Raw genomic sequence first — 9,111 nt, 5'->3', positions numbered from 1 at the left:
GTCGTAGGTGGCGAGGGAGCGACGGTACGGGTCTTCGATGTCGTCGTCGGCCGGGTCGGAGGGCGGTGGGGTGAGGCCGCGGCTGGCCGCGATTTCGGCAATGTAGGCGCGGAGGGTGTCGGCGGCGGTGAGAGGCACCGCGGCACCGTCGTCGCCGCGGTGTTCGCTGGTGTCGCTGACTGTGCTTGCTCGTTCGGCGGCGGCGTGTTCCGCTGCGGCGAATTCGGCGTCGCGGAGGCCGTCGATCAGACGGGCGAGCTGGTTGAGGGTGAAGGCGTAGCGGGCAGCGCGCGGGTAGAGGGAGACCACCTCGCCACGGTGTTCGCGGTCGGCAGTCACGACCAGGTCGGCGTCGGCGACGAGCCGCGCAGTGAGCTGCCGGGAGACGTGGGCGCGCGGGTCCCCGCCGTAGCGCACGGACAGGGCGGCGGCTTCATCGGGCATGCCCTTGCCGACCATGGCATAGGTGCCGGCACTCGTCACGAGTACGGGGATACCGGCGTTCGTGAGTCGTGTGGTGAGCAGCTGTTCGGCGAGCGGCGAACGGCAGATGTTTCCGGTGCAGACGACCAGAATGCTGAACGGAGGCTCGGCGGCTGGGGCCGTCGGGTCTGGGTCAATCGTCAATTTCGCACCTTCACCTTTCGGACCCCATTTCGGGGGGTGATGTCCACAGTATCGGCATCATCGGCGCCATAACCATAGCCGTAGCCATAGCGGCCGTAACCCGAGGCATCCGCCCCCGAGGTCGGCAGCATCGTGAGGACGAGCCCGGACACCGAGGCCCCGACGTTTCCGAGTGCGGCGATGGCGCCGGTGAGCTGGTTCTTGTGCACGCGACCCGCGGCCACGACGACGAGGGCGCCGCCGACGCTCTTGGCCAGGATGGCGGCATCCGTCACCGGGAGCAGCGGCGGGGCGTCGAAGATGACGACGTCGAAGTTCTTGTTGAATTCGCCGACGAAATAAGTCATCCGGGCGGAGCCGAGCAGTTCGCTCGGGTTGGGCGGCACCTGGCCGGCCGGCAGCACGAACAGTTTGGAGCGCCCCCACGGCTGGATGATGTCGGCCAGATCGGCGCGGCCGACGAGAAGGTCGGTGAGGCCGACGGTGCCGTCGATGCCCATGTAGTCGGCGATCTTCGGGCGGCGGAGGTCGGCGTCGACGAGCAGGACGCGGGCACCGGAGTCGGCGAGCGCGATGGCGAGGTTTGCCCCGGTGGTGCTCTTGCCCTCGCTCTCGATCGACGAGGTGATCACGAAGCTGCGGTCCGTGCGGCCGACGTCGAGGAACTGCAGGTTGGTGCGCAACGTACGGAAGCTTTCGGCCCGCGGGCTGCGCGGGTCGACGTGCACGATCAGGGGTCGGTCCTGGGCCTTCGAGTCGAAGACGATGCCGCCGAGGATGGGGATGTCGGTGACCTGTTCCACATCGCGCTCGTTGCGGATGCGGGTGTCGAGGGTTTCGCGGAGTACCGCGGCACCGACGCCGAGGGCGAGGCCCACGAGCAGGCCGAGGGCGATATTAAGAGGTACGTTCGGGCTGACCGGGGCGCTGGGTACGGTGGCTTCCTGCGCCCGGGTGAGCTTGACCGGGGAGACGCCGGCGACGCCGGTCGCGGTGGACTCGGGGGTTTCAATGGTCTGCACGACGGCGGCGAGACTGATCGAGATGGCGTTGGCGATGTCGGCGGCCCGCACGGGGTCGGTGTCGCTGACCGCGATCTCGATGATGGACGTGTCGAGCGGGGCGGATGCCGTGACCTGCTTGGCGAGGTCATCGGCAGTGATGCCGAGCCCGAGGTTGCCGATCACCGGCAGGAGCACGATAGGGGCGGCCACGAGGTCGGAGTAGGTCTTGACCCGCTGCACCGAGAAGCTGTTGCCCTGGGCGAGGTCCTGAGCGGTGCCAGTGGACTGGGTGGACACGAAGACCTTGGCGGAGGCACTGAATTTCGGGGTCTGCATCAGCGAGTACGTGGCCGCGGCCGCGACGGCGACGAGCACGAAGATGAGGATCATCACCCAGCTCTTGTGGAGGATGCGAATGTAGTCGCGAAGTTCCACTAGGCGGCCTTTCCTGTGTTGACTTACTTTTGGCGCACGGCGGCACAATTCGTGCGCCCCTGACATGTTGTCACATAAGGTTCGCGCTCTCCGTCCGTGACTGGGCAATGTGCCCGAATGGGGGTCGGGGATCTAGGCAAATGGGGGTGGGGCGAGCGGCGGCCAAGCGGCGGCATCCGTTTGGGCGGGAGCGGCGGCGGTAGGCTCGCTGCATGGGCGCGACATTTGCATACAACGAGGTGCAGCGGGAGTCGTCTTCCGCGTGCGGAACCGGGCCAGCCCTGGCCCCACCACAGATAACCGGCTGATGGATGATTCAGGGGGGAATCGCACACACCGATGGAGAGAATCTCTGGGGAGATTTTTCCGCGCCGAGCTGATGGTCACGTTCCATCCGGGAATGTTCGACAACCCGAAGGTGGCCGGGCTGCTGCTCGGCAGCCTGACGACGTTCGCATCCCTCGTGCTCTTCGTCTACGTGGGCACACCGGAGGAGAGCGTTGCCCCGCACGCCGGCCTGTTCGTCCTCATCGCGTGTGTCTCGCTGCCGGTAGGGCTGCTGTCGATTCTCTTTCGCCGGTTTTTCACCCGGGCCGTGCGCACGATCGTGCTCACCTTCCTACTGCTCGACACCGCCGTCAGCGTCTACCTGACCGACACCACCTCCTCGGCCCTCGCGATGAGCACGTGGATCCTCGTGATCCTCGCGCTGTCCTATATGTTTCTGCCGATCGTGCAGTCGCTGCCGTTCGCCGTGGCCGGCACGGTGCTGGTCACGACCGCGCTGTTCGTGCACCCGGGCATGCGCGGCATCGATCTGCTCCTGATCATCCCTGCGGCGATCATCGCGAATTTCGGACTGCACTGGCTCGTGACGAGCACACTGAAGTCGGAGACCGACGACCTGACCCGGCTCGGCAACCGGATCTACTTCAAACGCATCCTCAACGATCATGTCCGGAGCGCCTCGCCCGGCGACGTGACGACGGTCGTGCTCGTGGACCTCGACCACTTCACCCTCACCAACGAGGTGCGCCAGCGGTCCTACGGCGACACGATTCTCATCGACTTCGCCGCACGGTGCACGCGGCTCGGCGGCCCGGACTCGGGCGCAGTTGTCGCCCGCACGGCCGGCGACGAATTCGCGATCCTGCTGCCGGGCATGACCACCTGGCAAGCCGAGGCCGCGGTCGAGGCCATGCGGGCGGATGTCCATGTCTTCTCCGCGGGCATCGCCGGCCACGAGCCGGGCGAGTCGGCCTCCGGGCTCCGCACGCGGGTGACCGAGGCGCTCTCGAGCGCCAAGCGGGCGGGGCGCGGGACCACCCGCGTCCATGGCGGGCACTACGCGACCGCGACCGCGGTCGGGCAGGCCATCGCCAACGGCGAGTTCAGTCTGGTGTTCCAGCCGATCGTGGACCTGCGCACCCGGCGGGCGGTCGGCGCCGAGGCGCTGCTGCGCTGGACGCACCCGACCCGGGGCGCGATCTCGCCGGTCGAGTTCATTCCGCTGTGCGAGGCGAGCGGCGCGATGCCGCGCCTGGGCGACTGGATCGTCGACACCGCCGTGACGATCGCGTCTTCGTGGACGATGCCGGTCGAGCCGGGGGCGCCGCCGTTCTACGTGAGCGTGAACGCCTCGGGCATCGAACTCGGCGACCCGCACTACGCCGACCGGCTGCTCGCGCTGTGCACGGCTGCGGCGTTGCCGGCGGGCGTGCTCAAGATCGAGCTCACCGAGAGCGACTACGTCGTGGAGTACGGCGCGGTGCACGCGAACATGGCCCAGCTACAGACGTCGGGCATCCCGATCATGATCGACGACTTCGGCACCGGCTCGTCGAACCTCGAGCGGCTGAGCGAGGTGCGGGCGAACGTGCTGAAGATCGACCGCCGCTTCGTCTCGGCGATCGGCTGCGCCGCCGACGACGCCCCGCTCGTGCAATCGATCCTCGGACTCGCCCGCGGGCTCGGCAGCAGCGTCATAGCCGAGGGCGTCGAAACGGATGTCCAGGCTGACTGGCTCGAGGAAAATGCGTGCCGCTTCGCGCAAGGGTACCTGTTCTCCCGGCCCGTGGCATCCGCCGACCTTGCCGCGGTGTGCGCGGGGCTGAGCGCGCGCTCGGCCGCGTTGCGCCCTGAATAGGCGGGCGGGGCGCACCGGCGACACGATAGTTTGAGTGCATGAGCCCCGCCACACCCGCTGCCCCTGCCTCTCCCCCGGCCCGGCGCGTGCGCTGGGGCCTCGATGACGCGGCTGCTGGCGCGGTCGGGGCGATCCTGCTCGTGCTCGCGGCCGACTGGGCGCTCAGCCACGGCTACCTCACCGACCCGCGCCTTGTCGAGGTGCTCAGCTACCTGGTGGTGTGGGTGCCGCTACTCGGAAGCGTGCTCGTGGCCTGTTACCTGCGCGGCTCCCGCTCGCTCGCCCGTGACTTCGGGCTGCGCTTCCATCCGCTCGACCTGCTCTGGGGGCTCACGATCGGGCTGCTGACCCGGGTGGTGGCGAGCCTGTTCGAGATCGCCGGCTACGGGCAGATGGGCACCGCGGGCGCCACGCTCGACGCCCCCGCGCACGACGCGTGGTGGATCGTGCTGTCCCTCCTCGCCCCGGTGCTGATCGCTCCCTTCATCGAGGAGCTGTTCTTCCGCGGGCTCCTGCTGCAGGCGGTCGCCGCGGCCACGGATGCCCGCCGCCCGGTGGCCCTGTCCGTCGCGTGCACGGTTAGTGCGCTGGTGTTCGCGCTGATGCACGTGGTGGATGCCGGTTCGCCGACCGCCCTGTGGGTGGTCGGGGCCGGGACGTTCGTGTTCGGGCTCGCGGCGGCATCCGTCACCGCGGTCACCGGGCGGCTCGGCGTAGCGATCATCGCGCACGTGGTGTTCAACGGGCTCGTGGTGGTACCGGCGCTGCTCGGGTAGGTGTCAGCGGGCTCGGATTCGGCCGCGGCGGGTGCGGCGGCGGGCGGCCCGTGCGGTGCGCCAGAGGATGATCACGTCGCCCACGATCGACCAGTTCTCGATGTAGTACATGTCGAGGCGCAGCCGTTCTTCCCAGGGCAGGGTGGAGTGCTCGTAGAGCTCGCCGAGGCCGGTCATGCCCGGCTTCATCAGGAACCGGCGGTGCTCGAGGCCGTCGAAGCCCGTGACCTCGTCCTCGAGCGGCGCGCGCGGTCCGACGAGGGACATCGTGCCGGTGAGCACGCTGAACAGTTGCGGGAATTCGTCGAGACCGAAGCGGCGCCGGCGCGCGCCGGGGCGCGCCGGGGCGCGCCGGGGCGCCGGGCATCCACCGACCCGAAGCCGAGCAGGGTGAACGGGCGGCCGCCGCTGCCGATGCGCTGCTCGCGGGTGAGCACCGGGCCGATGCCGACAAGGCGGATCGACAGCGCGGTGACCGCCATCACGAGCGACAGCACGAGAAGCAGCAGCCCGCCGATGACGAGGTCGAAGGCGCGCTTCGTGAACCGCTTGCCGACCTCGAACCGGGGCGTCTCCACGTGGATCAGCGGCAGGCCGGCGACGGGTCGGGTGTTGATGCGGGGGCCGCCGAGGTCGGTCAGGCCGGGGGCGACCACGAGGTGGTGCCGTCCGGTCTCGCGGTGTCGATCAGCGTTGCGCTCTCCCGGCACGACGGCATGCTCACGAGCGACTCGATCGTCGTGCTGGCGTCGGCGGTCGCCGCGATGCTCAGGCCGGGGAACCACCCGGGTGCACGGCGGCCAGTACGCCTCCTCCGCCGCCGTCGGCCTTGCGATCGCGAACGGCGAGTTCACCGTCGTGTACCAGCCGATCATCGACCTCGACACGATGCGCGCGGCGGGCGTCGAGGCGCTGCTGCGCTGGACGCACCCGGTACGCGGCGCGATCTCCCCCGAGGAATTCATCCCGCTGTGCGAGACGAGCGGAATGAGGCCCCGCCTCGGGGAGTGGGTACTCGAAACGGCCATGTCGACGGCCACGGGCTGGACGATCCAGGCCCCGCCGGGGCATCCGCCGTTCTTCGTCAGCATCAACGCCTCGGGCATCGAGCTCGGCGACCCCCAGTACGCCGCCCGGGTGCTCGCGATCCTGTCCAGCTCGGGGCTCGCGCGCGGTGCGCTCAAGATCGAGCTGACCGAGAGCGACTACGTCACCGAGTTCGCGGAGGTGAACGACAACATGGCCGAGCTGCAAGCGGCCGGGGCGGCGATCGCGATCGACGACTTCGGCACCGGGTTCTCGAACTTGGCCCGGCTCAGCGAGGTGCGCGCGAACGTGCTCAAGATCGACCGCCGGTTCATCTCGGCGATCGGGCTGCGCGAAACGGATGCGCCGCTCGTGCAGTCGATCCTCGGGCTCGCGCGCGGCCTCGGAAGCAGCGTCATCGCCGAGGACATCGAGACCGCGGTGCAGGCGCAGTGGTTGCGTGCACACGGGTGCGAGTACGGGTAGGGGTTCTTCTTCTCGCGACCGGCCGCATCCGCCGACGTCGCCGCGGTCTGCTCGCGCATTGCCGCCGGCCAGCTCGCCCGCTGACTCGGGGCATCCGCGGGTCAGCCGCGCGCGCCGCCGCTACCGTTTCCGCAGGCCGCACCCGAAACGGCGGGCGCGGCCTGCGCAAACCGACGCGGCCGCGACACCAGACCGGCGCGGCCTGCCAAAACCGTCGCGGCCGCGCACGGATGTCGGGGGCCTCAGTAGGCACCCTCCTCGACGGGAGCCGTTTCGTCGGAGGTGATCGGGGCATTCGCTGTCGTGGTTAAGAGGTCGGCGAGCTCGCCGCTCTGGCTCAGCTGCGCCACCCGGTTGATCACGATCGAGCTCGCATCGGCCACGGTGCGCAACGGGCTGACGAACCAGCCGTCGCCTTCGTGCACGGCGATGAGCCGCAGATCCTGGGCTCCGAGCTTCGCGAAGCCGGGGATCTGATCGAGGCAGATCTTTGCGCCAGAGGCACTCCCGACCGTGGCGCACACTCCCGAGATCGAGAACGCATACGGCACCGAGTCCGACTCCCCCGCGAAGGACAGGTCATCCAGCGTGATCCGGGCGGTGTCGCCGGACACCGTGCTGGAGACGCCGACGTTGGTGACGTTCAGGCTCCGTCCGTCGACTGAAGAGGGGGGCACGCCGTATAGGCTCACAAGGCGCCGCTCGGCGAGGGGAAGCGCGGCGGCGAGTGCGCCCGAATCTCCCCGGGCCAGGTAGGCGGAGACCCCGTCGGCCAGCCCGCGGACTGCGTCCTCCGGCGTGACATAGGTGGCCGGCGCGACGATGGCCCCGCGGGTGAACGTCGGGTCCGCGCGCAGGCGGTCCTGGAAGCCCTGCTCGAACCCGGTCAGCAGGGGGCTGACGTACCACGAGCCGCCCTCCTGCACGGCGACTGCGGTGACGTCCCTCCCCAGGTCCTGCTTAAGGTCGCTCGCACTGCGGTCGTAGGGCAACGCGGCGTCGATGCCGGCCACGGCGGCCGCGCGGGTTTTCTCGAGCGAGGCCGCGACCTGCTCGTCGGTGGAGCCTGTCGCCTTCAGCTGCTCGGTGAGCTGGGATTTCACGGCGTCCATCCACAGACCGGCGAGAGCGTTCGGGTCACCGTCGACGTGCAGCTGGCCACCGGTCACGGCGACCACAGCAATCCCATCGCCGATGTCGGTGACCGAGAAGTCCAAGCCGGTGAGGGTGACGTTCAGGTTCGGTCGCAGCTTCTCGAAGACGGCCGTGTAGTCGGTCGGGCTGGTCGCGGAATCCAGCTTGATCCGGCCGAGCGTCTCGACCGGGCCCCGGAGCGAGGTGATCTCCGAGGGAGACAGGGAGCCGTACACGTTGAGCAGGTCCAGCGACACCGCTCCGGTCAGGAGCTTTTCGACTGCGGCCTGCGGAGTCGACGACCCGCCGATCTTGGAGAAGACGGATGCGTACGCCCAGACGCCGCCACCGGCGAGCAACAGCACGGCAACGCCGATCGATCCCCAGAGCAGGCCGGGCCGACGGCGGCGACGTCCGGCGGATGCCGCGGCGCTGGCCCGAACGACGGGCTGCTGCCAGCCGCCGGGTGCGCCCGACCCGGCCCCTACCGGGCCAGACACGGGCAGGGACATGGGCAGGGACACGGGCCGGGAGACTGCATAGGCGGGCACGGATGGCTCAGCGTGCGCCGCCTTTCGGGTCGGTGCCTGCGCCGCGATTGGAGACTGCGTCAATGCGGGTGCGAGCGGTTCGAGCGTGCCGCAGCCGCGCATCCATTCGAGAAGACCTGGATAACACGCGGGGTTCGCAGCGATCGCCCGATGCAGGTCGAAATGCTTCGCGGCGAGCTTGGCGAGGCGGGCTGGCGAGGTCGCGGGGTTCGCGGCCTCGGCGAACAGGAGGGTGCGGGAGTCGCTCACGGTGGTGCCCTTCTCGGGTCGTCGGTCGGCATGAGCGCGGCGGAAAGCGGCTGCCAGAACCCGGCGATGACGACGGCCCCCTGCATGTCGCGGACCACCCCCGCGCAACACGTGTGCCCACGATGATAGTGGGTAGTGGAGAATCGCAGGTGAAATCTAGTTTCTGCAACTCACCGATGAGTGTGGGCCCGACCTCGCTGAAGCGTCGCAGATCGACGTTCCTACGCCCCTCCAACGTCGTTCTGCGACACCTCAGGGCAAGCACGGGACCGCCTAAACGACGGATGCCGCCGGTCCGGTCGGGCCGACGGTATCCGTGCATCAGGGGTGGAGACTAGACGTTCATACGACCGGTGTTGATCAGTCGCGTGAACATCAAGGCGGCTCCGGCGATGAGCAAAGACAGGCCGGCGAAACCGCCGAACTCGAGTGTGCCGATGCCGGTCGATGCGAGCTCCGTGACCGACAGTGCGGCCGGGGCCGAGACCTTGCCGGAGTGCGCCGGCGTGGTCGACTTCGCCGAAGCTCCGAATGTCACGATTGTGTCGATGAGGGCGGTCGGGCCGGCCGCGTCGGTCGGATCCGTCGGGATAGCCGAGGTCACCGGGGCCATCGGGGCCATCGGGGCCATCGGGGCCATCGGGGCCATCGGGGCCATCGGGGCCACCATTGTAGCC

At 69.3% G+C, this 9,111-nt stretch carries 8 protein-coding genes and 1 pseudogene; 3 read left to right on the top strand and 6 right to left on the bottom strand.

The genetic code is table 11. The features are described from left to right. On the bottom strand, positions 1 to 627 hold a 627-nt coding region (locus tag QN357_RS15760), incomplete at its 3' end, for a hypothetical protein (protein ID WP_323505176.1). Next, positions 624 to 2,066, bottom strand: a complete 1,443-nt coding sequence (locus tag QN357_RS15755; protein ID WP_322140615.1) for a polysaccharide biosynthesis tyrosine autokinase — start codon at positions 2,064 to 2,066, stop codon at positions 624 to 626. The genes QN357_RS15755 and QN357_RS15760, both read right to left, overlap by 4 nt. Positions 2,067 to 2,466: 400 nt before the next feature. On the opposite strand from QN357_RS15755, the gene QN357_RS15750 reads away from it, so the two are divergent. Both QN357_RS15750 and QN357_RS15745 read left to right on the top strand, forming a co-directional pair. Further along, positions 2,467 to 4,212: a bifunctional diguanylate cyclase/phosphodiesterase gene (locus QN357_RS15750; RefSeq protein ID WP_322136552.1), complete on the top strand. Its 1,746-nt coding sequence runs from the start codon at positions 2,467 to 2,469 to the stop codon at positions 4,210 to 4,212. Positions 4,213 to 4,250: 38 nt separating this feature from the next. Then, complete coding sequence (locus tag QN357_RS15745; protein WP_322136553.1) at positions 4,251 to 4,988, top strand: CPBP family intramembrane glutamic endopeptidase; 738 nt, start codon at positions 4,251 to 4,253, stop codon at positions 4,986 to 4,988. Between the two features lie 3 nt (positions 4,989 to 4,991). Here the strand turns inward: QN357_RS15745 and QN357_RS15740 are convergent, their stop codons facing one another. Both QN357_RS15740 and QN357_RS15735 read right to left on the bottom strand, forming a co-directional pair. Continuing rightward, the gene (locus QN357_RS15740) at positions 4,992 to 5,270 is read right to left on the bottom strand and encodes a sugar transferase (RefSeq protein WP_323505175.1); all 279 of its coding nucleotides are present in this window, start codon (positions 5,268 to 5,270) and stop codon (positions 4,992 to 4,994) included. Beyond that, entirely contained in the window at positions 5,177 to 5,698 is a 522-nt protein-coding gene (locus QN357_RS15735; RefSeq protein WP_323505174.1) for a sugar transferase, read from the bottom strand. Before QN357_RS15735 ends, QN357_RS15740 begins: the two co-directional genes overlap by 94 nt. Before the next feature lie 79 nt (positions 5,699 to 5,777). Here QN357_RS15735 and QN357_RS15730 point away from each other — a divergent pair, with 79 nt between their 5' ends. Further along, positions 5,778 to 6,500, top strand: coding sequence for an EAL domain-containing protein (locus QN357_RS15730; RefSeq protein ID WP_322140614.1), 723 nt, complete (start codon positions 5,778 to 5,780; stop codon positions 6,498 to 6,500). Positions 6,501 to 6,742: 242 nt separating this feature from the next. Here QN357_RS15730 and QN357_RS15725 read toward each other — a convergent pair whose 3' ends face one another. Beyond that, positions 6,743 to 8,434, bottom strand: coding sequence for a hypothetical protein (locus QN357_RS15725; protein ID WP_322140613.1), 1,692 nt, complete (start codon positions 8,432 to 8,434; stop codon positions 6,743 to 6,745). A gap of 334 nt (positions 8,435 to 8,768) precedes the next feature. After that, positions 8,769 to 9,111, bottom strand: a pseudogene (locus QN357_RS15720) (hypothetical protein); the annotation flags it as partial.

Origin of the sequence: Cryobacterium sp. RTC2.1, assembly GCF_035018685.1 — a bacterium.
Taxonomy (GTDB): domain Bacteria; phylum Actinomycetota; class Actinomycetes; order Actinomycetales; family Microbacteriaceae; genus Cryobacterium; species Cryobacterium glucosi.
The sequence above is the reverse complement of the archived record's forward strand: the minus strand, read 5'-3'. Positions and strand labels throughout refer to the sequence as shown.

Excerpts from the sequence above, each read along its gene's own strand:
- QN357_RS15750 (WP_322136552.1), top strand. The coding sequence starts at position 2,467 with ATGTTCGACAACCCGAAGGTGGCCGGGCTGCTGCTCGGCAGCCTGACG.
- QN357_RS15745 (WP_322136553.1), top strand. The coding sequence starts at position 4,251 with ATGAGCCCCGCCACACCCGCTGCCCCTGCCTCTCCCCCGGCCCGGCGC.